We start from the raw sequence: 24,647 nt of genomic DNA on the forward strand, positions 1-24,647 counted from the left end.
TCAGGCGATGCGGCCGATCCAGTCGAGCAGCCGGCCGATCGACGGCTTGTACGGCGGCGCGATCAGCCCGGTGGCCGCCAGCGCCGACTGCTCGAATACCGGCTTGTCCTTGCTGAACTGGCGGAAGCCCGCCTCGCCGTGGTACGCGCCCATGCCCGAGGCGCCGACACCGCCGAACGGCAGCCCCTCCTGGGCGACGTGCAGCAGCGTCTCGTTGAGCGACACGCCGCCGGAGATCGTCTGCGCCAGCACCTTGCGCCGCGCCGCGGCGTCGCTGCCGAACCAGTACAGCGCCAGCGGCCGGTCGCGGTCGTTGACGTAGGCGATGGCGTCGTCCAGCGTGTCGTAGCCGACGATCGGCAGCACCGGGCCGAAGATCTCCTCCTGCATCACGCGCATCGCCGGCTCGACGTCGAGCAGCAGCGTCGGCGGCAGCTGGCGGCTGGCACGGCCGATGCCTTCGCCGGGCGCCTCCAGCTCGATCACCGTCGCGCCGCGCTCGCGGGCGTCGTCCACCAGCTCGCGCAGGCGGCGGAAATGGCGTTCGCTGACGATGCTGGTGTAGTCGGGGTTGGCGCGGAAGCTGGGGTAGAGCCGGCCCATCGCCGAACGCAGCGCGGCGACGAAGCGCTCGCGCTGCGCGCGCGGCACCAGCACGTAGTCGGGCGCGATGCAGGTCTGCCCGGCGTTGACCAGCTTGCCGAAGGCGATGCGCTCGGCCGCCTTCGCGAGCCGGGCCGAGGCGTCGACGATGGCCGGCGACTTGCCGCCCAGCTCCAGCGTCACCGGCGTCAGGTTCTTCGCCGCGGCCTGCGCGACCTCGCGGCCGACGGCCGTCGAGCCGGTGAAGACGAGGTGGTCGAACGGCAGCGCGACGAAGGCGCGTCCGGTCGCCGCGTCGCCGGTGACCACCGTCACCTCGTCGGGCGCGAAGTGCTCGGCCACCGCCGCCTGCAGCGCGGCCGAGAAACGCGGCGTCAGCTCCGACGGCTTGATCATCGCCCGGTTGCCCGCCGCCAGCGCGCCGACCAGCGGCCCCAGCGCCAGCTGCAGCGGGTAGTTCCAGGGGCTGACGATGCCGACCACGCCCAGCGGCTGCGGCAGCAGCCACGAGCGCCCGGGCCAGAAGGCCGGCGAGGTCGGCACGCGCCGCGGCTTCATCCAGCGGCCGAGGTGGCCGCGGGCCTGGCGGATCGCGGCCTTCAGCAGCATCGTTTCGGTGATGCGGATCTCCACCGGCGAGCGGTTGCCGAAGTCGTCGCCGATGGCCGCGGCAAAGGCCTCGGCGTGGCGGTCGAGCAGCTGCTCCAGCCGCCGCAGGCGCTCCAGCCGCTGCGCGCGCGTGGGCAGCATGTCGGCGCGGTGGGCGCGGCGCAGGCGCTCCAGCAGCGGCGGCAGCGCCTCGGCGGGCGTGGACGGCGGCAGGACGGGCGAGGTGACGCTCATGCGCGACTCCTGGGTTCGGCGGCGGGACATTCGGGCGGGCTCGGCATGGCGGCGCCGGCGCGGCACCACCCCAGCCGCCGACCTTATCGACCGATGTTTACGCTGTCAACATGGGCATATACTGAGCCGATGGACCGCCGCGCCGCCCCTGTCGACGAGCCGCCCCGCCGGGCGTACCACCATGGCGACCTGCGCGCCGCGCTGCGCGAGGCGGCCGAGCGTGTGCTCGTCGAGCGCGGTGCCGCCGAGGTCAGCCTGCGCGAGGTGGCGCGTGCCGTCGGCGTGTCGCACGCCGCGCCCTACCGCCACTACGCCAGCCGCGAGGCGCTGCTGGCCGACATCGCCGCCGGCGGCTTCGACCGGCTGCGCGCGGTCTTCGCCGCGCTGCCGGAGCCGGCCGACCCGGCGGCGCGTTTCGTCGCGATGGCACGCGCCTACGTCGACTTCGCCGTCGCCCAGCCGGCGATCTACCGCCTGATGCTCGGGCCCGAGGTGCGCAAGGCCGACCACCCGGTGCTCGCCGAGGCCGGCCACCGCGTGCTCGGCACGCTGCGCCAGGCGCTCGTCGCGCTGGGCGTGCCGGCACCGGCCACCGACGAGGCGATGGCCGCCTGGGGCTTCGCGCACGGGCTGGCGCAGCTGCTCGTCGACGGCCGGCTCGAGGTCGATCCGGAGGTCGACACCGCGCCCGATCCGCAGCGCCTGGTCGAGCGCTCGGCCCGGCTGTTCATCGCCGGGCTGCAGGCCGGCGGGGCCGCCGGCAACACCGCCTGAAGCCGCGCGACGAGGCGGCCGGACCACAGCACACGGCTTCCCGCCCACCCCGCCGCCGGTGGGGGTAAACTGGTCCAAATCGCAAAAAACACCATTCAGGGGATAGCCCGGGTGCTTGGTTGGCTGCGGGTTGTGCTGGAACAAATCCATGCGGGCCCGGCATCGCCAGAGTCAGCAGACGCCACCACCCGGTGCGGCTTTTCACGATGCAGGAGACCAACATGATGACGTGTTCGACCGAGACGACAGGTCCGGACGCTGATTCGGCGTCGCAGCCCGCGCACGCGAGTTTCGTCACGGGCACTTTCGAGGACGACGTTGCCCTGCTGCGCATCGCCTTCGCGCCGCTGACCGTGCCCGACTCGACGCTCGTCAGGCTCAGCGACGCCTCGCGCATGATCTGTTGCCCAGCCGGGCGGTTCACGCTGGGTTCGCCGCGCCGGCCCGAGCCGTCGTGGTGGCTGGTGCGCCACGGCTGCGCCAGCTTGGGCCGCCTGGGTGCCGACGGCGGCTTCATCGAGCGCCGGCTGATCGGCCCCGGCGAATGGTTCGACGTCACCGGCGCGCTCGACCTGCCGGGCGGCTGGGCCGAGGCCGCGGTGATCCGCGAGCCGATCGAGCTGCTGGCGTTGCCGTTGGAGTCGCTGTTCGAGGCCTGCGACGGCGACGAGGTCTTCGCCCGCGCCTTCGCGCTGACGCTGGCCACGCGCCTGCGTGAACTCGCGCTGCACCGCCCCGAGGTCCCGCAAGGCGCCGAGCGCCTGTCGGCCGCCGAACTGGCCGACCTGCGCAGCCACGCGCGCCTGCCCGGCGACCCGATGGCGATGCTGGGCCGCTGAGGCGGCCACCGCAGACGAAGGCGCCCCGCGGGGCGCCTTTTTCATGTCTGCGCCGGGACGATCAGGGCTGCACGACGCGCCCCACCGCCGTCGTGCGCCGCGGGCCGAAGCGCAGGAACAGGTCCTCGTCCTCGGCGGCGACGTGCTGCTGCAGGTCGTCGATCAGCTTGCGGCAGCCGGCGGCCAGCAGCGCGGCCTCGGGCGTGGCCGGCAGGCGCGCCAGCAGCGCCTGCAACCGTTCGATCGAGACCTCGTGCGCGCGGTGCTCGCGCTCCAGGTCGTCGAGCAGCAGGTCCAGCAGCGTGCCGCCGCCCTGCTCCATCATCGGGAACAGCCGCATCTCCTCCTTGAACATGTGCTCCTCGAGCGCTGCGCCCATGTGCTCCAGGTGCTCGGCGAGTTCGGGCAGCACGCCGGCGGCGGCCAGCGCACGCGCCTGCGCCACCAGCACCGGGACCTCGGCGCGGTGCGTCTCGTGGAAGCGCAGCAGGATGTGGGCGATCAGGTCGGTCACCGCGTGCGGGACCTTGTCGGCAGGGCTCATCGTCGGGTTCTCTGGACGTGGGAACGGGGCGGCCCGCCGCTCGCGGGCCAGGCCCGGATGCTCTCCCGGGGCCTCCGGTCGAATCCTTGAACGGGTTCAAGGAAAGTACCCGAGCGAATCAGGAGGATAAGCGCACCGAAGTCAAGGAGGCGCTTTCCATGAGCCAAGTCCGGGGCGGGTTCACCAAGCAGATGGCCCGCAACATGTTCTACGGCGGCACAGTGTTCTTCGCACTGCTGTTCGCCGCACTCGTCTTCCACACCGAGCGGCGCATCCCGCAACGCTCCAACGCCAGCGCGATCACGCCTCAGGTCATTGCCGGCAAGAAGATCTGGGAGACCCGCAACTGCATCGGCTGCCACACGCTGCTGGGCGAGGGCGCGTATTTCGCGCCCGAGCTGGGCAACGTCTACCAGCGCCGCGGCGGCGAGTTCATCAAGGCCTGGATCCAGGCCCAGCCGACGCACATCCCGGGCCGCCGGCAGATGCCGCAGTTCGACCTCACCGAGCAGCAACTCGACGATCTCGTGCAGTTCCTGAAGTGGACCGGCGAGATCAACACCGAGAAGTGGCCTCCCAACATCGAAGGCTGAGCGCCGGAGCACCTTCCATGAATACCCAACAAGTCCTCAAGTACCGCTCGCAGGCGGTGGCCAAGCCGTACTTCATCGCGGCGATGCTGCTGTTCGCCGGCCAGATCGTCTTCGGCATCAGCCTCGGGCTGCAGTACGTCATCGGCGACTTCCTGTTCCCGTACATCCCGTTCAACGTCGCCCGCATGGTGCACACGAACCTGCTGATCGTGTGGCTGCTGTTCGGCTTCATGGGCGCGGCCTACTACATCGTGCCCGAGGAGTCGGAGACCGAGCTCTGGAGCCCCAAGCTGGCGAAGGCGCTGTTCTGGATCTTCCTCGCCGCCGGCGTGCTGACCATCGTCGGCTACCTGACGCTGCCCTACGCCAAGCTCGCCGAGCTGACCGGCAACGACCTGCTGCAGACCATGGGCCGCGAGTTCCTGGAGCAGCCGCTGCCGACCAAGATCGGCATCGTCGTCGTCGCGCTCGGCTTCCTGCTCAACGTCAGCATGACGGTGCTCAAGGGCCGCAAGACCAGCGTCTCGGTGGTGCTGCTGATGGGGCTGTGGGGCCTGGCGATCTTCTTCCTGTTCAGCTTCGTGAACCCGCACAACCTGGTGCGCGACAAGATGTACTGGTGGTTCGTCGTGCACCTGTGGGTCGAGGGCGTGTGGGAGCTGATCCTCGGCGCGCTGCTGGCCTACGTGCTGGTCAAGACCACCGGCGTCGACCGCGAGGTCATCGACAAGTGGCTGTACGTGATCATCGCCTTCGCGCTGATGACCGGCATCCTGGGCACCGGCCACCACTTCTACTTCATCGGCCTGCCGGGTTACTGGCAGTGGATCGGCAGCATCTTCAGCGCGATGGAACCGATCCCGTTCTTCATGATGACGGTCTTCGCGTTCAACATGGTGCAGCGCCGCCGCCGCGAACACCCGAACCAGGCCGCCGTGCTGTGGGCGCTGGGCACCGCGGTGATGGGCTTCCTGGGCGCCGGCCTCTGGGGCTTCATCCACACGCTGAGCCCGGTGAACTACTACACCCACGGCTCGCAGGTCACCGCCGCACACGGCCACCTGGCCTTCTACGGCGCCTACGTGCTGGTGGTCATCACGCTGATCAGCTACGCGATGCCGACGCTGCGCGGGCGCATCGCCAACAGCCAGCGTGCCCAGGCCGTCGAGATGTGGAGCTTCTGGATCATGTCGATCGGCATGGGCGTGATGGTGCTGGCGCTGACCGGCGCCGGCATCCTGCAGGTCTGGCTGCAGCGTTTGCCGACCGAAGGCGCGATGAGCTTCATGTCCACCCAGGACCAGCTGCGCTTCTTCTACTGGGTGCGCATCGCCGGCGGCGTGACCTTCCTGCTCGGCCAGTTCACCTACTTCGCCAGCTTCTTCGTCGGCGGCGAGCCGGTGAAGACGGACACGGTGCCGGCCGGCAAACTGGCGCAAGCCTGAGCTGAAGGGAGCCGCTGCCATGGACATGAGCGAACGCGGCGCCCTCGGGCTGGAGCTCTTCCAGCCCGACGCCGGCCGCACCGGCGGGGCACCGCTGCCTTTCTACGCCGAGCAGGCGGGCGAGGCGGCGCTGTTCGAGCAGGCCTGGCGGCAGCGGCTGCCGCTGCTGCTGAAGGGCCCCACCGGCTGCGGCAAGACCCGTTTCGTCGAGCACATGGCGGCCCGCCTGGGCCGCCCGCTCGTCACCGTCAGCTGCCATGACGACCTGTCGGCCGCCGATCTGGTGGGCCGCCACCTGATCGGCGCGCAGGGCACGGTCTGGGCCGACGGCCCGCTGACACGCGCCGTGCGCCAGGGCGCGATCTGCTACCTCGACGAGGTCGTCGAGGCGCGCAAGGACACCACCGTCGTGCTGCACCCGCTGGCCGACGACCGCCGCGTGCTGCCGATCGAACGCACCGGCGAGCTGCTCGCCGCGCCGGCGGGCTTCATGCTCGTCGTCTCGTACAACCCGGGCTACCAGAACCTGCTGAAGAGCCTGAAGCCCAGCACCCGCCAGCGTTTCGTCGCGCTGACGCTGGGCTACCCCGAGCCGGTGCTCGAGACACGCATCGTCGAGATGGAGTCCGGCGTCGCGCCGGACCTCGCCGCGCGGCTGGTGCGCCTGGCCCAGGCGCTGCGCCGCCTGACCGAACACGACCTCGAGGAAACGGCCAGCACCCGGCTGCTGGTGATGGCCGCCCGCCTGGCCGCCGGCGGCGTGCCGCTGCGCGCCGCCTGCCGCGCGGCGATCGTCGACGCGCTGACCGACGACGCCGACACCGCCGCCGCGCTCGACGAGGTCGTCGGCGCGGTGATCGGCAGCTGAACTGCGCGGCCGCCTTCGGGTGGCCGCCACCATTGCACCCGCCCCGTGTCCGCCGCCCTGCAACGCCGCCGCCGGCTTTTCCAGGCCGCCTTCCTGGCGCTGTTCGTCAGCGCACCGGCGCTGGACCTGCTGCGTTTCGACCTGCACGAGGCTCAGCTCTGGCTGCTGGGCCGGCCGTGGACGCTGGGCATCGCCGACTTCACGGCCGGGCACATCGGCGCCACCGAAGTCGCGCTCGCCATCCTGCTGCGCGCCTTCGTGCCGGCCATCGTGCTGGCCGTCGGCTTTCTCTACATCGCCTGGCGCTGGGGCCGGCTGTACTGCGGCTGGCTGTGCCCGCACTTCAGCGTCGTCGAGACGCTGGACCGGCTGATGCGCCGTGCACTCGGCCGCGCCAGCCTCTGGGACGCGGCCGCCCCCACGGCGCAGGGCGAGGGGCGCTGGTGGCCGCCGTTCGTGCTACTGGCCGCCGGACTCGGGTTCCTCTGGGCGGTGACGCTGCTGAGCTATTTGCTGCCGCCGGCCGAGGTCTGGGGCCGGCTGCTGGCCGGCGAGTCCACGCCCAACCAGGCGCGTTTCCTGGCCGTCGCGACGCTGCTGTTCACCGCCGAGTTCGTCTTCGCGCGCCACCTGTTCTGCCGCTTCGGCTGCGCCGTCGGGCTGTTCCAGAGCCTGGCCTGGATGGCCAACCCGCGCGCGATGGTCGTCGCCTACGACCGCGCCCGTGCCCGCGACTGCCGCAGCTGCAGCACCGCCGCCGCGCCCGGCGGCAGCGCCTGCGACAGCGTCTGCCCGATGCGGCTGAAGCCGCGCGACATCAAGCGCCGCATGTTCTCCTGCGTGCAGTGCGGGCGCTGCCTGGACCAGTGCGAGCAGTCGCAAGGCGCCCAGGCGCGCGCGCCGCTGCTCGAATGGCGCACCGGCGCCGACGCGCTGCGCGAGACGCTGCACCAGCGAAAGGGCGAACTGCGGGCCCGGGGCGAAGGCCGCGGTCTCTCCACCACCCTCACCCTGCCCCGCTCCCGCGAGCGGGAGAGGGAACTCGAGCCAGACCCCGCGCTGGCACTGTCCCGCGTGCGGCTGAGCGAGCTCGAGCCCGGCCCCGCACTGCCCCCTCTCCCGCTCGCGGGAGAGGGCTGGGGTGAGGGCCGCAGCCACACAGCCGCCCTCGCGCAGGCGCGGGAGCACCGCGCCGAGGAGTTCTGAGATGGAAGAGTGGGTCGGCCAGCGCTGGCACCGTTTCATCAGCCGCGTGGCCGACCGCCGCCACGCCGAGGCCGCCGTCACGCTGCCCGAGGTGCAGCGCACGATCACGCTGATGTTCCGCGCCGGCGGCGGCGCGCCGGGGCTGCGTTTCGCATCCGCCACCGCCGCACGCGCCGGCGGCCCGCGCGGCTGGCTGCAGCGGGTGGCCGGCAGCGGCACGCACGCCGCCACCGCGCGGCTGGACGCCGAGGCGCTGTCGCTGCCGCCGGAAGTGGCGGTCTTCGCCGACGCCGCGCTGAACCGCCGCCTGTACCTGTGGCTGGCGGCGCTGGCCGCGCACTACACGCCGACCGGCGACTGGCTGGCCGACAACCTGCACGCGACGGCCGCCGCGCTGGCGCAGTTCCCCGGGCTGCACGAGACCCACGCCGCGCTGGTGGCCGCGCAGCTGGCGCTGCGGCCGGCGCCCGCCACGCTGCGCGGCGCCGCCGCGGCCGCCGAGGCCACCGTGCAGCAGGCGCTGCGCGGCGAGCCGGTCACCCTGCCCGCCGGGCTGAAACCCGCCGACGCCGCGCCGGTCTGGCTGTGGCTGGACGCCGCCGAAGCCGCCGCGGCCACCGCGCGCCAGGACCCGGCCGACACCGGCACCGACGAGGCCAGCCGCGCCAAACCGGCCACCAGCGACCGCCGCCGCCACGCCGAACGTGTGCAGGACGAACGCAGCCAGGCGCCGCTGATGATGTTCTTCCGCGCCGAATCGATCCTGTCCTGGGGCGAGTTCGTGCGTGTCGACCGCGCCAGCGACGACGAGGACGACGGCAACGCGCTGGCCGCCGCCGACGACCTGGACACGCTGGCCATCGCGCCCGACGGCAGCCGCGCCGCGTCGCGCGTGCGCTTCGACCTCGACCTGCCCAGCGCCGCCGCCGACGACCGCCCGCTGGGCCCCGGCGTGCGCCTGCCCGAATGGGACTGGCGCCAGCAGCAGCTGATCCCGGAACACTGCGCCGCGCAGGTGCTGGTGGCCGCCGCGCCACCGCCCTGGCAGCCGCCGCCGGCGCTCCGTGCCGTGGCGCGCCGCGTGCGCCGCCGCATGGAGGTGCTGCGTGCGGCGCCGCTGCGCGCACGCGCCCAGGCCGACGGCGACGAGCTCGACCTCGACGCCTGGCTGCGCCACCGCGTGCTGGCCGACGCCGGCCGCGTCGACGAGCAGCCCGCCGTCTGGCAGCGCCGCGTGCGCGGCGAACGCAGCCTGGCGACGCTGCTGCTGGCCGACCTGTCGCTGTCCACCGACGCCTGGGCCGGCGGCGACGCACGCATCGTCGACGTCATCCGCGACGCGATGTGGGTCTTCGGCGAGGCCCTGGCCGCCGGCGGCGACGCCTTCGAGATGCTGGGCTTCTCGTCGGTGCGGCGGCAGAACGTGCGCATCCAGCACCTGAAGGGCTTCGGCGAACCCTGGAACGGTGACGTGCGCGCGCGCATCGGCGCCATCAAGCCCGGCTACTACACACGCATGGGCGCCGCGCTGCGCCTGGCCACCACGCGCCTGGCCGCGCGCCCCGAGCGCCAGCGGCTGCTGCTGATCCTGACCGACGGCAAACCCAACGACCTCGACGTCTACGAAGGCCGCTACGGCCTGGAGGACACGCGCCACGCGGTGCAAGCGGCACGCGACGCCGGGCTGCAACCGTTCTGCGTCACCATCGACGAAAGCGCGCACGACTACCTGCCGATGCTCTTCGGCCAGCACGGCTGGGCGCTGGTGCACCGGCCGCAGGACCTGGTGCAGCGCCTGGCCGCCGTCTACGCGCGCATGACCCGCGGTTGAGCACGCAGCACGCGACTGCGAGAATTGACACCCATCAAGACTAGGCCCGCAGGGCAAATCGCGGCATCCTCGGCGCCGAGCCCGGCACGCGGGCCGGGGACAGGAGAACGAATGGAGACGAGGAGCTTCGACATCCCGCGCTACCTGGCGGTGCTGCCGCTCTTCCAGGAGATGAGCCCCGAGGAGCTGCAGCGGCTGGCCGAAGGCTGCCGGCTGCGGCGCTACTCGCGCGGTGACACGGTGTTCCGTGTCGGCGAGCCCTGCGAGGAGCTGCACGTCACGGTGATGGGGCAGGTCAAGCTGTTCGCCATCTCGCCGGCCGGGCAGGAGAAGGTCATCGAGCTGGTCGGCCCGGGCAACACCTTCGCCGAGGCGCTGATGTTCACCGGCAAGCCCTACATCATCAACGCGCAGGCGCTGGGCGACACGCTGGTGCTGAGCGTCGGCAAGGCCGCGGTGCTGGCCGAGATCGAGCGCGACTCGCGCTTCGCGCTGCGCATGCTGGCCGGCATCTCGCGCCGGCTGCACGGGCTGGTGCACGACGTGCAGGCGTATTCGCTGCACAGCGGCATGCAGCGCGTCATCGGCTACCTGCTGCGCGCGCTGCCCGAGGAGGCCGAGGACGCCGCCGCGTTCTCGCTGGCCGACGCCGGCGTGACGCCGGCCGCCCAGGCCCAGCGCCGCGACCTGCGCGTGAGCCTGCCGGTCAGCAAGGCGACGATCGCGTCGCGGCTGTCGCTGACCCCCGAGTACTTCTCGCGCGTGCTGCACGAGCTGGAAGCCGCCGGGCTGATCGTCATCGACAAGCGCGAGATCCGCATCCCCGACCCGAAGCGGCTGGCGGGGCACAAGCTGCAGTAGGCAACGCCACCAGCGCCAGCGCGAGGCACCTCGCGCCCCTTGGCCTGCAACGTCCGAAACGCAACCGGTCTGATCGCCCGGGGGCTCGTGCTGCGCGAGGTGGGGGGATTCTAGGAGCGGGGAGGCGAAGTGCGGACGGATCAACGGGTGCGCCGCGTCAGGGCCGCGGCTTCGTCGACGATGCGCTGGGCCGGGGTCTGGAGGATGGTGCGGGCGGCGCGCGGCTCAACATCGACAAGCACTCCAAAGTTCATCGGGATCGAGGCGGAGCGCCTCGGAGACGTATTCGAAATGCAGCCGCTGCACGATGGCACCGTTGCTTCAATGAGGCCGAGGCAGAGCGCCTCGGATGACGATCTGGTCGCGCGGCGCGGTGCGGGAGTGCGTGCCGCTTCAATGAGGCCGAGGCTGAGCGCCTCGGATGACCGGCACGAGCGACTGGATGGTCTTGAGCGTCGTGTCGCTTCAATGAGGCCGAGGCTGAGCGCCTCGGATGACTCTCGGTCGCCTTGCTGGCCTTCTCCATGGCCTTCTCGCTTCAATGAGGCCGAGGCTGAGCGCCTCGGATGACGCCAGCTCTCGCGCACCCGCTTGTGGCTGTCCTTTGCGCTTCAATGAGGCCGAGGCTGAGCGCCTCGGATGACCCAAAAGACGCTGCGCATCGTCTCGCTGCCGGCCGCGCTTCAATGAGGCCGAGGCTGAGCGCCTCGGATGACTCGGTGCCGCTGGTGATCAGCGGGAACGTCTGCAAGCTTCAATGAGGCCGAGGCTGAGCGCCTCGGATGACCGTCATGGCCGAGAGGGTCCGTCTCGAAGGTGAGATGCTTCAATGAGGCCGAGGCTGAGCGCCTCGGATGACCTGCGCGTGCTGCTGCAAAGCGCCGCGTTCACGGCGCTTCAATGAGGCCGAGGCTGAGCGCCTCGGATGACACGCACGAAGGGCAGCGGGCGCGGGTCGTGCATCACGCTTCAATGAGGCCGAGGCTGAGCGCCTCGGATGACCCGCGCCACGGCTGCGGCTCTACACCGCGCGCAAGGCTTCAATGAGGCCGAGGCTGAGCGCCTCGGATGACGACGTCGCGGTGCAGGGCGGCCAGGTGCACGAGATGCTTCAATGAGGCCGAGGCTGAGCGCCTCGGATGACCGGTAGACAAGGCGCTGCGCGCCGTGGAGACGCCATGCTTCAATGAGGCCGAGGCTGAGCGCCTCGGATGACACGCTCGGTCGCGTAGATCTGGAAGGCGTCCTTGCCGCTTCAATGAGGCCGAGGCTGAGCGCCTCGGATGACCGCAGTGCGTTCGTCAACGCGCAGAAGACCGTGACGCTTCAATGAGGCCGAGGCTGAGCGCCTCGGATGACGGCAGGGTCAGCTTTCACTGGATGCGTGATCATGACGCTTCAATGAGGCCGAGGCTGAGCGCCTCGGATGACGGCATGCTGGGCCTGGGCGGCCTGCGCACCGTCGAGCTTCAATGAGGCCGAGGCTGAGCGCCTCGGATGACCGGCAGCTGATCGAGGCCATGGCCGACCTGCGCGGGCTTCAATGAGGCCGAGGCTGAGCGCCTCGGATGACGCGACGCTGCGGCTACCGACCGACCACGAGGTGCAGATCGCTTCAATGAGGCCGAGGCTGAGCGCCTCGGATGACGGCGCGGCTTTACCGGCGGCACTCACCGGGGCGAGAAGCTTCAATGAGGCCGAGGCTGAGCGCCTCGGATGACCGCGATCGGTTGACGCCCGTCTGCAGGATCGTGACACGCTTCAATGAGGCCGAGGCTGAGCGCCTCGGATGACCGCGACGCCCTGGCCGCCGGCGCCCGCGAGGTCCAGCTTCAATGAGGCCGAGGCTGAGCGCCTCGGATGACGAGGCTGCGCCGTCCGTCGACTGGACGCTGGCCGAGCTTCAATGAGGCCGAGGCTGAGCGCCTCGGATGACGACGTGGCCGCACGTGGGGTCGGTGACCAGGCCGCAGCTTCAATGAGGCCGAGGCTGAGCGCCTCGGATGACTGCAGCAGCGTCATCAGCGCCTGCGCCGAGCCGTAGCTTCAATGAGGCCGAGGCTGAGCGCCTCGGATGACCGCGCCCACGATGAAAGCGCGTCAGCGGCCGCATCGCTTCAATGAGGCCGAGGCTGAGCGCCTCGGATGACGTCACCTGCAAGCTGCGTCACGAAGACGGGCACGAGGCTTCAATGAGGCCGAGGCTGAGCGCCTCGGATGACCCCCGCCCCGCCGCTCCAGCCCTTCCACCCCAACCAGCTTCAATGAGGCCGAGGCTGAGCGCCTCGGATGACGAGGGTCATCTGTCGTCGCGGGTGAGAACCACTGAGCTTCAATGAGGCCGAGGCTGAGCGCCTCGGATGACCGCCGGCGCCGGCGAGTTCGCGATCGGCATCCTGCAGCTTCAATGAGGCCGAGGCTGAGCGCCTCGGATGACCGGAACGCTGGACGTGGCGCGGCATCACCGGCGGCAAGCTTCAATGAGGCCGAGGCTGAGCGCCTCGGATGACGACATCGAGCGCACCTTCCCCGGCGCCACGGTCACGCTTCAATGAGGCCGAGGCTGAGCGACTCGGATGACGCGATCCGGTCGCAGGAAAACGCCATAGACGGCGTGCTTCAATGAGGCCGAGGCTGAGCGCCTCGGATGACGAGCTGGTGCGCTACTCCAGCTCTGTCACGCCTACCCGGCTTCAATGAGGCCGAGGCTGAGCGCCTCGGATGACATCTTCGTGATCTACGTGCTGGGTGCCGAGAGCGCCGAGCTTCAATGAGGCCGAGGCTGAGCGCCTCGGATGACAGCGCGACCTGTGCACCGACCCGACGTGCTGGGAGACGCTTCAATGAGGCCGAGGCTGAGCGCCTCGGATGACTCGAAGCGGCACACGTAGCCCAGGCGCTGGCCCTCGCTTCAATGAGGCCGAGGCTGAGCGCCTCGGATGACCGGCAGGTACGTGCGACGCACGCTCTGCAGCAACAGCCGCTTCAATGAGGCCGAGGCTGAGCGCCTCGGATGACGTGAAGATCGGCACGAATTCGATCTTCGGCGTGAAGCTTCAATGAGGCCGAGGCTGAGCGCCTCGGATGACTCGTCCTCAAGATCAACAACAAGGAGGCGGCGCGCTGGCTTCAATGAGGCCGAGGCTGAGCGCCTCGGATGACCGGATCGACGGCGCTGTCTGCCCCCGTCGTCAAGCTGCTTCAATGAGGCCGAGGCTGAGCGCCTCGGATGACGAGCTGGAGCAGGAGCCTCTGGTCATTCAGCGTGAGCTTCAATGAGGCCGAGGCTGAGCGCCTCGGATGACTTGAGGCCCACGAGCTGCTTGACGAACTTGCCAAGATGCTTCAATGAGGCCGAGGCTGAGCGCCTCGGATGACTGGGAGGACTTCAAGAACGTGTACGTGAGCGCCTGGGCTTCAATGAGGCCGAGGCTGAGCGCCTCGGATGACACTAGCACTCGCACCGGCGTCGCGCTGATCGACGCGTGGCTTCAATGAGGCCGAGGCTGAGCGCCTCGGATGACCTCGGGGGCAAGTGCGGCGTCCCTGAGCACCACGCGGCTTCAATGAGGCCGAGGCTGAGCGCCTCGGATGACCGGCCTGGCGCCGCGCTTCAACTCGAAGAGCGCGCAGCTTCAATGAGGCCGAGGCTGAGCGCCTCGGATGACTGCTCATGCGCCGCCACGACTCGCCGCTCATACGCCGCGCTTCAATGAGGCCGAGGCTGAGCGCCTCGGATGACCAGACGTTCTCGTCGCGGGCGCCGGTGTTGACGGCGCTTCAATGAGGCCGAGGCTGAGCGCCTCGGATGACGCGCTGCTCGGCCAGCTTGGTCGGGTACGTGGCGTTGCTTCAATGAGGCCGAGGCTGAGCGCCTCGGATGACAGCGGACGCCAACGCCGCGCCCGCCACTCGTCGGCTTGCTTCAATGAGGCCGAGGCTGAGCGCCTCGGATGACTCGGGCACAGCGTCGAGATGTTCCTGCGCAAGTACTCGCTTCAATGAGGCCGAGGCTGAGCGCCTCGGATGACGACGCCAAGCCGGGCGGCAGCACCGAGCAGGCACTGCTTCAATGAGGCCGAGGCTGAGCGCCTCGGATGACATCGCGCTGGCTGGAGTGATGCCGTGACCGAGACGGCTTCAATGAGGCCGAGGCTGAGCGCCTCGGATGACCACAAAGACGGTGCGCGAGGTTTTCAGCGACCAGACGCTTCAATGAGGCCGAGGCTGAGCGCCTCGGATGACCGCCTGCGCTGGACAAGAAAGCCATCGGCGATGCGCTGCTTCAATGAGGCCGAGGCTGAGCGCCTCGGATGACGCCAAGAGCGTCTGACCGCTGCGCAGATTGCGGCGCTGCTTCAATGAGGCCGAGGCTGAGCGCCTCGGATGACGGCTCGTCGGATCAGACGGGCATCATGTACGCGCACCGCTTCAATGAGGCCGAGGCTGAGCGCCTCGGATGACAGGCCCTCGCAGAACGCCCGCCAGCAGCGGATTTTGGCCCGCGTTTGCGAGCGCTGGCGGAGACATGGCCTGGCGAGCGGCGATGCACGCACCAGGGTCCAGGGTCGGGCAATGCAAGTGCTTGTCGGCGCTGAGCTTTGCGCTGCGCGAGCGCTCCCCTGGGGCGGCCGCCAGCACCACAGCGCTCGCGGCTCGGCGGCAGGCCGTCATGCCGCGATCAGACGATCGTCGGCACGCGCTCGATCGGCACGAAGCTGCGCTTGCCGAGGCTCTGCACACGCGGCTCGACGCGGTCGGCGGGGCCGAGGTCGACGATCAGCACGTGATCCTCGGACGGCGCGATGGTGTCGGTGATGCGCGCCATCAGTTCGGCACGACGCATGGCACCAAGCCGGCACTGGAACACCGACAACTGCATCCACTCGCCGAAGCCGTTCATCAGCTTGAACACCGCGCGCCAGCGCCGTTCGTCGGCGATGTCGTAGGTCACGAGGATCAGGTGTTCGTCGCTCATGCGCGGCCTCCCGGGGTTGCGCTCATCGCGTCGTGAAGTGCGGGCACTGCTCCAGTTCGCCCAGCAGGTGGCGGCCCAGCAGCCGGCACTGGATCTCGACGATCTGACGGTACTGCGCCGCGTAACCGAACAGCGGGTGCGTCACCTCCTGCGACATGCGGCGCTCGAATGCCGCGATGACGGCCCTGCGCCCGCGTTCGTTCAGGCCGACGGCCCCGGCGACCGTCACGAAGTCGCCAGCATCGACCTCGCCGTTGTTCACCAGGGTGAGCAGCACCGAGTCCGCGAGCAGCGGCCGGAAGGGCTCCATCATGTCCAGCGCCAGCGCGGGCCGCCCATAGCGCGGCTGGTGGTAAAGCCCGCGATAGGCGTCAAAGCCGACCGCGGTCAGCGTTACCGCCAGCGTGCGCGACAGCAGCGAGTACAGGTACGACAGCAGCGCGTTCACCGGATCGCGCGGCGGGCGGCGGTTGCGCTGTTCGAAGTCGAAGGTCCAGGGCGTCGGCGGTTCGGCGCCCGAAGCATCGCCGGTGCCTCCCAGCATCTCGCCGAAGTGCCGGAAGTAGCGTGCCGCGGCATTGCCCTCGATGCCCAGCAGTTGCGCCAGGTCGTGCGCGCGCTCGGCGGCCTCGATGTCTTGGCGGAACTCGCTCAGCAGCGACTCCGGCAAATCGCCACGCTTCCAGTTGCGGCGCAGCAGCGTGCGCTGGTTGCGGATCTTGGCGGCCACGAGCCCGCGCGCGAAGCGCAGACAGGCCCCGGCGTCGAAGCTGGCGCGGTACTGCGCGGTGCGCAGTTCGACATTGCGGTGGCCCAGCCCGATCGTGTGCCCCAGGAACCAGCCGCCGTGCGACAGCCAGGTCACCGGAATGCCGCGCGCCATCAACTCGTGCTGGGCCGGCGCGGTGAGATAGACCCCGCCCTGCAGCACGAGCTGCGACACGTCCATCAGCCGCGCGTCGGCCACCTTCTCGTCGTCGACCGAGACCTCCAGCACCTCGCCCTTCTTGGACACCTTGGCGCCGCGGGCTTGCACGTACATCGGCAGCGCCGGCGTCTGCCCGACGACCAGCGGCCGCGGCGGTGTCTGCGCGGTCTTCAGGTAGTGCACCTCGTCGGGCAGGCAGATGGACGCCAGCGAGCAGCGCGGGCACTTAGGGCTGTTCTCCAACGGCGGCGGGATCTGCCCGCCGGTGGCCAGCAGGCGCAGCCCCGCGGCAGCCTGGCGCGCGGCCTCGCGCAGCTCGGCGTCGAAGGCGACGGGCACGCGCTCGCGCGACGCGGCGAAGTACAGCACGCCTTCCGGCGACTCGTAGCCGTGTTCCTCCAGCAGCAGCGCCTGCACGCAGAGTTGGATGCGCTCAGGCTCGTAGGCGCCGCGGGCGACGTGCGGTCTCCGGCCGTGCTTGTAGTCGACCGGCACGGCCCGCCGCCCGTCGAACTCGGCCAGGTCCAGCTTGGCCACCAGTCCCAACGCCGGCGACGACAGCTCCAGCGATTGCACGTGCACACGCACGGGCTCGGCCGCCGCGTCGTCGGGCGCCGGTGGCGTGCCGGAGCGCTTGTCGACACGCCGGTGCCTGCTGCGCCCCTCCACGGTGTCGGCCGACTCGGCCCATTCGCCCTGCACCCACTCCAGGTAGGCCAGCCGCGGGCAGTAGGCGTACTCGTTGACCATCCGGGCGGGAAGGAGGGGGAGGTCGGCGGAAAGCGGGGGGGCATCGAGTGGCAGCGCGGGTTGTCTGATGGTGTCCGCGGGAGCGGGGGGCAGCGGGTCCATTGCGAGTCCTGTTCCGAAGATCGATCCCACCGTTGGCACGACAGCTGTCAGACGACGCTGTCTCCCAGCGGCGCGAAAAGCCCCAGGCCGAAGTGGCAGCCGAAGCCGAGAGCCACGGGTCCCCGCACCGGTCGCTCGAAGCGCAACTGCACGAAGCGCCCCAAGGTGTCCGGCTGGACGAGTCCACGCTTCTTGCGGAACCGATGAAAGTGCACGGGCGCCAGCGCACGTCCTCCCGCCTGCACTTCGTCGACCGGAAGCACCTCGATGATCGGCGCGAGCCCGTCGGCGCGCGCCTGCCATTCGCGCTGTAGCTGCCCTTGCACCGCGGAGTGCACCGCTTCCGGCGAACGCATATCCCGCGCCTTCAGGTGCCACGGGTGCAGGTAGGGCGTGACGCTGCGCCAGACCGCGGATTCGCCGACCAGCGAGCCCGCGTCGGCGAACCGCGATAGGGCGCCGACGTCCTCCAGCATCACGCGCAGCGGGTCGCCGTCCTCGCTGCGCAGGAAGCGGATCGCGTGCAGCGCGAGGAGCGCGTCCTCGCTGAAACCGCCCGGCGCATGGACAACCAGGTGATCCACTTCACCCGACGGGTTCGGCTCCGGGAGCCAGAACGCGTGCGGGTGCCGGTGGACGCCGCCGCCGGTGTCTACGAAGTGGCCGGACAACTCCGGCGGAAGACGATCGGGGCCGAACAGGTAGCGCGAGACGGCCATCGCCGCAACTCTGGCGGCCTCGCCGACCCGGACCGCCCGCTCGATCCGCGGCAGTGGCTTGCCGTAGAGGGCGAACCTCGCGGTCGTCGGCCGTGTGGTGGAAGGCGCCGACGAAGCCGGCGGCGGGGGTCGACGTGCCACCGCCGGCAGCGCGCCCGCGGGCCGCCGGTAGGGAACCGCGCGCGCGGCCGGCGGCTTGTTCCAGCCGGCCGCCTGGAAGTCCGCGGTATCCGCGCCGATCGCGTCCAGCCAGTCCTCGGGCAGCGACTTGCGAAGTCGCGCGGCGGGACGCGCCTCGCGTCCCAGCCGCTGCTCGCGGAGCGTCCGGTAATCTTCGGGCGCCAGCGGCACTTCCAGCCGCACGATCTCGCCGAGGATCTCGCCGGTCTCGTCGTCGACCGCCGGTGCCGCCGGTGCCGCCGGCAGGCAGTTGAAGCCGCCCGCCCACTCGCACCGCCGAGCGATCGCCCAGGACTCGGCACGGCCGAAGTACGAGAGCCCCGCCAACAACTCGTCCAGCAGACGCAACTCGGCCGCGGGCAACTGCAACTCGGGCCAGCCGAAGACGATCGGGTCGTCCGGCGCCAGGCGCGCGAAGGCGTCGAAGACCAGCGTCGTCTTGCCCTGCCGCGCGGGCATGTAGTGGCGGGTGTGGCCGTGGATCGCGTCTTCCGGCACGCGGATCCGCGGCGCTGGCGCCTGCGCCATACGGGCCAGCAGCGACGCCAGCCGCTCGCGCGGATGCGCGGCGGGGCCGAGCTTGCGGTGCCAGACCGCGATCAGCGCCCGAAACAGCCGCAGCGGCTCCGGCGGCCACGCCACGGCGGCCTCGTTGACGTGTCGGCCCCACGGCGTGGCGTGGAAGCGCCCTGCCGGAAACGTGATGGCAATGGCCAGCATATGCGCGGTCCCGGTCAGTCGGCGCTCTCGGCGGCCGGCTCGTCGCCGTTGCCCTTCTTCTTGCCCGCCTTCGCGCTGGCCTCCCAGCGCACGAGCGTGGCGCGGTCGGTCGGCCACTGCTGCTCCCGGGCGACGACGGCGATCAGGTCGCGCAGCTCGGCCACCAGCACCGCGCGTTCCGGCACGTCGAAGCCGGCCGGGCGCGTGACGACGAGCGACTGGCACTGCAGGTCGCAGGCCGTGCGCAGCCGCAGCCCGTCGTCGAGCAGCGCGCGGATCTTGTAGAGCGCCATCGCGATCAGCAGGTCGGTCGCGGCCTCGCCGAGGCCGTAGCCGCGCAGCTGGGCGAGGTCGACGTTGAAGTACGCGACGACCGACGGCGCGGTGAACTCCGAGCGCGCGAACGGCACGTTGCCGAAGCCGCGCGCGGTGTCGCCGGACGGGTTCACGTGGTCGTTCTTCACGCCGCCGCTCTGCGCCTCGCGCACGTCGGCGGCCTCGATGAACGAGGACAGCGCCCGCGCCAGCCGCAGGCGCCCGCCCGCGAGGTCGGACTTCGCGAGGAAGACGCCGTGCAGCAGCGCGTTGACGTCCAGCCGCAGCAGCAGCTTCGCGAGCTTGCGGGTGTCGACCGGCCCCTCCTCCATGCCGGCCAACTCGCGCTTGAGCACGTCCAGCACCGAGGTGTCCTTGCCTTCGAGGATGTAAGGCGAGTTGATGCGGTGCGCCTCCAGCACGCTGTTCGTCAGCGGCCGCCCCTGACGGTCCTGCACGCGGATCAGCGGCAGGCCCTTCAGGGCCGGCACCCAGTCGTCGGCGAGCCGGTCCCAGCAGACCGTCTCCAGCCGGTTGGCCATGCTCTGCGCGGATTCGACGAGCAGCATCCGCTGGCCTTCCGGACCGTCGTAGGTGGCGGCGCCGAGGTTCGGGAAGCCGGTGGGCTGGAAGCGGGTGCCCTGGACGGGCTGCAGCCGCGCCTCCATCAGCAGGCGGGGCACGGTGGCGAGGGCTTGGAATCGGGACACGGGTTGCTCCTTCAGGTAGAGGATTCGTCAGTGACGGAAGCCGCCGCGCTGGCGGCCGGCGTGAGGTCCAGCCAGCGGACGAGGCGGGCGGTGGCGTGGTGCGTCAACGGCACGGTCAGCGCGGCGAGCAGGCGCGGCCCGGCGACGCCGGAGGCGCCGGGCGGATGCCGGCCGGGCAGCGCGATGCCGAGACCCCGCAGCCGCTGCCAGGCGAGCGCGAGCGCACCGGGGACGTCGTGCGCGGCCAGCCGCGCGGCCAGCGCCGGCGGCCGGGGCATCGGCAGGCCGTCGGGCAGCCAGCCGATCGCGTGCAGCGTCGCGTCCGAGGTAAAGAACGGCTTCAGCAGCGCGTAGCACGCAGACAGCGCGTCGACGCGGTGTCCCGGCCGCTCGCCGAAATGCCGATGGTTCAGGTCGACGGCGGCCAGCCCGGCCGCGAGCTCGGCGATCCGGCGGTCGTCGGTGCGCCCAGCCAGGAACTCGTGCAGGTCCGCGAGTTCGGCGCCAGATCGGCCGTGCAGCGCGTACCCGGCGGCCCCCCAACGGGTCGCGAGCAGCGTGCGGCGCTGCGCCACCGCCGCCAGGTTGCGGTCCAGCGGCCCCGGCCCCCAGCAGACGAGGTGGCTTTCCGGATGCCAGCCGCGCGCGTCCAGCCCGACCGGCGCGAGGTGCTGGCGCAGCCCCGCGACGACGGAACGCCCGTCCTGCTCGCCCCGCATCGCGAGGCCAGCCAGTGCCTGGGCGATGCGGAACTCGGCGCTGCCGTCGTCGGCGCGGAGCGCCCAGGCAGCCGAGAGTTGCGGCAGCGGACACAGCGTCTCGCGCGTCCTCACACTGGTGGCGCACAGCCCTTCAATTCGGCCGGCCAGCCGCAGCACGCGCTGCACGGTGGTCCGGTCCGACCGCTGCGTCAGCGCGAACAGCGCGGCGTCGAGCTGCGCGGCCAGCGCGCGGAACGAGCCGGGGGCATTGGCGTCGCGAGCATGGCGCTGGACTCGGGGGAGCCAGTCGTGGCGCTCCAGTTCGTCGATCAGGTCCGCCGCCGCGTTTCGCCGGACGGCCACGCGGTCCAGCGGCGTCGCCAGGAAGGCCTTTCCGGAGCGCATCAGGAACCCGAAGCGCTGGAAAGCATGGAGGCCGCGGTCGACGCCCAGTCGCGCGACGGCCCGCGCGAAATCCAGCCCGTCGCGGGCCGCGCGCTGTCCGATCGCGGCACGGCCTTCGGCGAACAGGGTCGCGACTTCCGCTTGCGACATCGGAGCCGACCACAGCGGCAGCCATATCTCGCCGCGCGCGTCTCCGTCATCGGCGGCAGCCGCCGCTCCGGCGCTGCCGACCCGGCTGCGGACGGTGAACGGTGCCGCCAGCGCCGCCTGACCGCCGGACTCCAGGCGACGCACCACGGACGCGGCAAAGGCCAGCGCGCCCTCGAGCATCAGCACGAAGTCCCAGGGGTTCACCCGTGCGCCGCTGTCGAACCCGGCTCCGCCGTTCGGCCCGCCGGAAGAGCCCGGAGCAAACTGGCCGATCGCGCGGTCACGCAGGCCGTCAGCGGGGCGGCCCAGCAGGCTGGCCTGCAGGAGCGGCCCAGCTGCATCCTGCGCGGAGCCGCTGTCCTTGTCGAAAAGCTCGGTCAGCCGCTGCATCTGGTTGTTCGTGAAGTCCAACCGGCCGTCGTTGCCACCGGTTCCCAGCAGCGGCGGATAGCGCGGCTCGCCGTCGGCCAGGATGACCGCGGCGTCGATCCACAGCAGCAGCGCTTCGGGCGCCCCGTTGCGCAGAGCTAGCAGGAAAGCGAGCTTGTCCGCTCCCTTCGGGCTCTCCAGCAGGCTGGCCCGCTGAACCATGGCCCGCGCATATGCGATCGCATCCCGGAACGCCGCGAACCGCTGGGCCGTCGACGAGCCCAGCGCGTCGATGCCGTCCCGGTTGTCCTTCGGGTAGAAACCGCTGCCGCCGTTCCAAGGCGCCACCAGCGGCGTCGGCGCGTAGTCCTCCAGCAGGAACTGCAGCAGCGCGGGCCGGTCGAGCGTGCTGCGCAGCACGAACACGTCATCGCGCCAGAAGCCAGTGGCGTCAGGATCGCCGCCCTGTTCGGCGACCAGACGCAGCACGGCCAGGACCTTCAGGTACGAACCCAGCGGCGTTGGCGTGCAGCCGGCCAGTTCGACCTCGTGGATCGTCGTCTTCGTTTCGGTGGTCATTGCTGCTCCTTGCGCGACGCGCGCCAGTCGGCGATGCGCACCAGCGCCTCCAGCCAGGCCAGTTCGAACGGTCCGATTGCGGCCAGCAGACCGCGGACGCGGGTGGTCCACGACGGGCCCTGTTCGCCTTCGCCCAGGCGCATCAGCCCCAGCCGCAGGGTCTGCGCCGGCACCGTCTCGCCGTCCTCGAACGTCACCGCCGGCAGCGTGTCGCCATCCCACACGCCGCGCGCGAACAGCCGGCCATTGGGGGCCTCGGCCTCGACCGGCAGGGCCCGCAACGACATCCGTACCTTGCCGTGGTGCGCGGCGATCAGGTAAGCGACGAGATCGGTTCGACCATCGCGCGCATGGCCGTTCGCAGCCAGCCAAGCCAGCGCCGACGCCAGTTCGTGGCGGAAGCCCGGGCGTTCCTCGCGGTGTCCCTCCCGTTGCACCCAGTACCGCGGACGGACGCAGCGGCGCCCGTCGATGCGGCCGGCCTTCGCCCACGGCCCTTCGCCCAGGACCCGGCCGGTGCCCTGCTCGTGCGCGTCGCGCAGCATGTTGTCCATCGCCTCGTGGGACTTGCCGACGTCGTGGCGGCGGGCGGCCTGGACGACCGCCTCCGCGTGCGCCGACGGCAGCGCGGCGCAGAGAAGCCTCGCCTCGCGCTCGCAGTCCCCGAGGTGCCGGGCCAGCGCGACTTCGGTAGCCAGCAGGCTTCGCGGGTCCTCGCCGTAGGCTTCGCCACCGCGCGCGTCGGCAGCCGCCGGCATCGCGGGCACCGGCTGCTTCTCGTCGACGGCGAAACCCAGATCGGCGCGGTAGCCGCCAGCTTCGGCATGCAGCAGCACGGTCTGGCCCGGGCGGATCCGTGCCTGCCGGGCCAGCGGCTGCCAGCGGGCGACCAGCGGATCCCAGGTCCAGGCGTGGACCGGGTCGACGCGCCGCAGCAGTTCGCGCGCATCGCCCAGGCCGACGCGGCAGAGTTCGTCGCGCGCGGGCGCCGCTTCGGGGCGCTCGTTCGGGTCGCGCTGGAACGCCCGCCAGAACACCATCACGTCGGCCTCGTCGAGATCGCGGACGTAGGGCGCGATGTCGATATCGAAACCGGCGAGATCGGCGTCGGTGTTGAACAGTTCGACGAAGTCCTTGCGCCGGATGACCGGATGCAGCGGCGCGGCCTCGTCGACCGGCGGCAACACCACCGGGCTCGCGCTGTCGAGCGCCAGCAGACGGGCTCGCGCCGGTGCGATTCGGGCGGCCTCGTACGGACGCGCCGCGTCGTCGGCCACGTCGATCCAGAAGACCCGGGCACCGCCCCGATCGTTGCATTCGCCATAGCGGTTGCAGCGGCCGAACCGTTGCACCAGTGATGCCCACGGCGCGAGTTCGGTGAAGAGCACGCTGCTGGTGAAGTCCACGCCCGCCTCGATCGCCTGCGTCGCGACGACGATGCGGCCGGCCGACGTCGGCGGTGTGCCGAGCACAGCTTCGCGCGCCTGGCGGTCGGGTCCGCGGAACCGGGCGTGGACCAGCAGCCGTTCGGCGCCGGTGTCGGCGCGGTGGCGGACACTGCGTGACGGCGGTTCGCCCAGCAGCCGGTACAGCGCCTGGGCGCGCTCGACGGTGTTGACGATGACCAGCGTGGTCTCGCCGGGTCGGTGTGCGCGAAGCACCTCGTCGGCCAGTGCCTGCAGATACCGCGACACCTCGGCCTTCACCGACGAACCCAGCCGCGCCGCGGCTGGCTGCAACGCCTTCACCGCCTCCCGCCGCGCCTTGACCGGTGCGGATTGCCGCTCGCTCTCCGACAGTTCGTGCAGCGCCAGTCCGCCGGCATCGAGGTCGACAGTCGTCAGCCAGTCCCGGTTCAGCGTGGCGGAAACCCAGAGGCTGCGGCTGGATGCGGCCAGCGGCATCGAGCGCCGGAACGCCTCGAGCTGGACGCTGGTCGGCAGGGCCGGACCCATCGCTTGCACTTCGTCGAACACCCAGAAGGCGTCGTTGTGCAGCCAAGCGAAGTGGATCGGCCACTGGTAGCGGCTCATCCCGTAGCCGCGCATCAGCGCCCTCGAAAGCAGCATGTCCTGCGTGCCGATCAGCACCATGTCTTCTTCGGGGTGCTCGGCCCAGTTGGCGGTGGCGATGTCTTCGCTGCCGCCCATCAGCATGTGGACCGAGACGCGCCCCTCGCCGGGCTGGCCGGCGACGCCCAGGTTGCGCAGCCATTCCTCGATCTGGCGCTGGCTCTGCCCGACCAGCACGCGCATCGGCAGGCACAGCACCAGCCGGCGGGGGGTGCCGCCGTCGGGGCGTTCGCGGCGGCCGCCTTGGCGCCAGCCCCGCTTCCACAGCCACGCCAGCACGACTGCTGCGGTCTTGCCCATGCCAGTGGGAACAGCCAGCAGATCGGGCCAGGCTTCGGTCGCCAGGCGACGCTGGTAATCGAACGGCGCAAAACCGTCGCTAGGTCGACCGTAAGCCGCGCAGAAGAACCGATCGAAATCGTCCATCCTCGTCCTTCGTCTCCGGAGTCAACGTTCCTTCAGCCGCCGTCGCGGCCCGGGCGCAACAAAGCGCAGCGCTCCACATCCACTGTCGCAAGGCGCGGGTTCAGCACGTGAGCCTGGGAAGAGCTCATCAGCTGGC

General features: G+C 71.0%; 16 protein-coding genes and 1 CRISPR repeat array. Of the genes, 8 read left to right on the forward strand and 8 right to left on the reverse strand.

The genetic code is table 11. From position 1 onward, the window contains the following. Positions 1-1,446, reverse strand: coding sequence for a coniferyl aldehyde dehydrogenase (locus tag G5B56_RS09025; RefSeq protein WP_206023503.1), 1,446 nt, complete (start codon positions 1,444-1,446; stop codon positions 1-3). 129 nt (positions 1,447-1,575) lie between these two features. Between G5B56_RS09025 and G5B56_RS09030 the strand changes: the two genes are divergently transcribed. Next, positions 1,576-2,220 carry a TetR/AcrR family transcriptional regulator gene (locus tag G5B56_RS09030; RefSeq protein WP_164962969.1) on the forward strand — a complete coding sequence of 215 codons (645 nt, stop codon included), beginning with the start codon at positions 1,576-1,578 and terminating at the stop codon, positions 2,218-2,220. A 221-nt stretch (positions 2,221-2,441) separates the two neighbouring features. Beyond that, complete coding sequence (locus G5B56_RS09035) at positions 2,442-3,059, forward strand: Crp/Fnr family transcriptional regulator (protein ID WP_230248410.1); 618 nt, start codon at positions 2,442-2,444, stop codon at positions 3,057-3,059. Between the two features lie 61 nt (positions 3,060-3,120). On the opposite strand, the gene G5B56_RS09040 is transcribed toward G5B56_RS09035, so the two are convergent. Beyond that, positions 3,121-3,603: a hemerythrin domain-containing protein gene (locus G5B56_RS09040; RefSeq protein WP_009857623.1), complete on the reverse strand. Its 483-nt coding sequence runs from the start codon at positions 3,601-3,603 to the stop codon at positions 3,121-3,123. A gap of 158 nt (positions 3,604-3,761) precedes the next feature. Between G5B56_RS09040 and G5B56_RS09045 the strand changes: the two genes are divergently transcribed. From G5B56_RS09045 to G5B56_RS09070, 6 genes are all read left to right on the forward strand, one after another. Then, positions 3,762-4,196: a cytochrome c gene (locus G5B56_RS09045; protein WP_009857624.1), complete on the forward strand. Its 435-nt coding sequence runs from the start codon at positions 3,762-3,764 to the stop codon at positions 4,194-4,196. A 17-nt stretch (positions 4,197-4,213) separates the two neighbouring features. Further along, positions 4,214-5,641: a cbb3-type cytochrome c oxidase subunit I gene (locus tag G5B56_RS09050; RefSeq protein ID WP_164962970.1), complete on the forward strand. Its 1,428-nt coding sequence runs from the start codon at positions 4,214-4,216 to the stop codon at positions 5,639-5,641. 19 nt (positions 5,642-5,660) lie between these two features. Continuing rightward, positions 5,661-6,509 carry a CbbQ/NirQ/NorQ/GpvN family protein gene (locus G5B56_RS09055; RefSeq protein WP_164962971.1) on the forward strand — a complete coding sequence of 283 codons (849 nt, stop codon included), beginning with the start codon at positions 5,661-5,663 and terminating at the stop codon, positions 6,507-6,509. A gap of 45 nt (positions 6,510-6,554) precedes the next feature. After that, the gene (locus G5B56_RS09060; RefSeq protein ID WP_164962972.1) at positions 6,555-7,715 is read left to right on the forward strand and encodes a 4Fe-4S binding protein; all 1,161 of its coding nucleotides are present in this window, start codon (positions 6,555-6,557) and stop codon (positions 7,713-7,715) included. A gap of 1 nt (position 7,716) precedes the next feature. Further along, a complete protein-coding gene (locus G5B56_RS09065) occupies positions 7,717-9,546 on the forward strand; it encodes a nitric oxide reductase activation protein NorD (protein ID WP_164962973.1) in 1,830 nt (609 codons plus the stop codon). 111 nt (positions 9,547-9,657) lie between these two features. Next, on the forward strand, positions 9,658-10,407 hold the full coding sequence (locus G5B56_RS09070) for a Crp/Fnr family transcriptional regulator (protein WP_009857629.1): 750 nt from the start codon (positions 9,658-9,660) through the stop codon (positions 10,405-10,407). Positions 10,408-10,725: 318 nt separating this feature from the next. Further along, a CRISPR array of direct repeats spans positions 10,726-14,871; the repeat unit is 36 nt; unit sequence GCTTCAATGAGGCCGAGGCTGAGCGCCTCGGATGAC. A gap of 217 nt (positions 14,872-15,088) precedes the next feature. Here the strand turns inward: G5B56_RS09070 and cas2 are convergent. From cas2 to cas3, 6 genes are all read right to left on the reverse strand, one after another. Then, positions 15,089-15,385: a CRISPR-associated endonuclease Cas2 gene (cas2, locus tag G5B56_RS09075; RefSeq protein WP_164962974.1), complete on the reverse strand. Its 297-nt coding sequence runs from the start codon at positions 15,383-15,385 to the stop codon at positions 15,089-15,091. Positions 15,386-15,407: 22 nt separating this feature from the next. Beyond that, a complete protein-coding gene (gene cas1 / locus G5B56_RS09080) occupies positions 15,408-17,063 on the reverse strand; it encodes a CRISPR-associated endonuclease Cas1 (RefSeq protein WP_206023504.1) in 1,656 nt (551 codons plus the stop codon). Positions 17,064-17,212: 149 nt separating this feature from the next. Beyond that, complete coding sequence (gene csb2 / locus G5B56_RS09085) at positions 17,213-18,784, reverse strand: type I-U CRISPR-associated protein Csb2 (RefSeq protein ID WP_164962976.1); 1,572 nt, start codon at positions 18,782-18,784, stop codon at positions 17,213-17,215. A gap of 14 nt (positions 18,785-18,798) precedes the next feature. Next, the gene (cas7u, locus tag G5B56_RS09090; RefSeq protein ID WP_206023505.1) at positions 18,799-19,809 is read right to left on the reverse strand and encodes a type I-U CRISPR-associated RAMP protein Csb1/Cas7u; all 1,011 of its coding nucleotides are present in this window, start codon (positions 19,807-19,809) and stop codon (positions 18,799-18,801) included. A gap of 11 nt (positions 19,810-19,820) precedes the next feature. After that, on the reverse strand, positions 19,821-22,013 hold the full coding sequence (gene csx17, locus G5B56_RS09095) for a type I-U CRISPR-associated protein Csx17 (RefSeq protein ID WP_164962977.1): 2,193 nt from the start codon (positions 22,011-22,013) through the stop codon (positions 19,821-19,823). Beyond that, positions 22,010-24,511 (reverse strand): CRISPR-associated helicase Cas3', encoded by a 2,502-nt coding sequence (cas3, locus tag G5B56_RS09100; RefSeq protein ID WP_164962978.1) that lies wholly within the window; start codon positions 24,509-24,511, stop codon positions 22,010-22,012. The genes csx17 and cas3 overlap by 4 nt, the downstream gene beginning before the upstream one ends. Positions 24,512-24,647: the final 136 nt, after the last annotated feature.

The organism is Rubrivivax sp. JA1026 (assembly GCF_011065555.1).
In the GTDB taxonomy this organism is placed as follows: domain Bacteria; phylum Pseudomonadota; class Gammaproteobacteria; order Burkholderiales; family Burkholderiaceae_C; genus Rubrivivax; species Rubrivivax benzoatilyticus.

Excerpts from the sequence above, each read along its gene's own strand:
- csx17 (WP_164962977.1), bottom strand. The coding sequence starts at position 22,013 with ATGACCACCGAAACGAAGACGACGATCCACGAGGTCGAACTGGCCGGC.
- cas1 (WP_206023504.1), bottom strand. The coding sequence starts at position 17,063 with ATGGTCAACGAGTACGCCTACTGCCCGCGGCTGGCCTACCTGGAGTGG.
- cas3 (WP_164962978.1), bottom strand. The coding sequence starts at position 24,511 with ATGGACGATTTCGATCGGTTCTTCTGCGCGGCTTACGGTCGACCTAGC.
- G5B56_RS09040 (WP_009857623.1), bottom strand. The coding sequence starts at position 3,603 with ATGAGCCCTGCCGACAAGGTCCCGCACGCGGTGACCGACCTGATCGCC.
- G5B56_RS09055 (WP_164962971.1), top strand. The coding sequence starts at position 5,661 with ATGGACATGAGCGAACGCGGCGCCCTCGGGCTGGAGCTCTTCCAGCCC.
- G5B56_RS09035 (WP_230248410.1), top strand. The coding sequence starts at position 2,442 with ATGATGACGTGTTCGACCGAGACGACAGGTCCGGACGCTGATTCGGCG.
- csb2 (WP_164962976.1), bottom strand. The coding sequence starts at position 18,784 with ATGCTGGCCATTGCCATCACGTTTCCGGCAGGGCGCTTCCACGCCACG.
- G5B56_RS09025 (WP_206023503.1), bottom strand. The coding sequence starts at position 1,446 with ATGAGCGTCACCTCGCCCGTCCTGCCGCCGTCCACGCCCGCCGAGGCG.
- G5B56_RS09030 (WP_164962969.1), top strand. The coding sequence starts at position 1,576 with ATGGACCGCCGCGCCGCCCCTGTCGACGAGCCGCCCCGCCGGGCGTAC.
- G5B56_RS09045 (WP_009857624.1), top strand. The coding sequence starts at position 3,762 with ATGAGCCAAGTCCGGGGCGGGTTCACCAAGCAGATGGCCCGCAACATG.
- cas2 (WP_164962974.1), bottom strand. The coding sequence starts at position 15,385 with ATGAGCGACGAACACCTGATCCTCGTGACCTACGACATCGCCGACGAA.
- G5B56_RS09050 (WP_164962970.1), top strand. The coding sequence starts at position 4,214 with ATGAATACCCAACAAGTCCTCAAGTACCGCTCGCAGGCGGTGGCCAAG.
- G5B56_RS09070 (WP_009857629.1), top strand. The coding sequence starts at position 9,658 with ATGGAGACGAGGAGCTTCGACATCCCGCGCTACCTGGCGGTGCTGCCG.
- G5B56_RS09065 (WP_164962973.1), top strand. The coding sequence starts at position 7,717 with ATGGAAGAGTGGGTCGGCCAGCGCTGGCACCGTTTCATCAGCCGCGTG.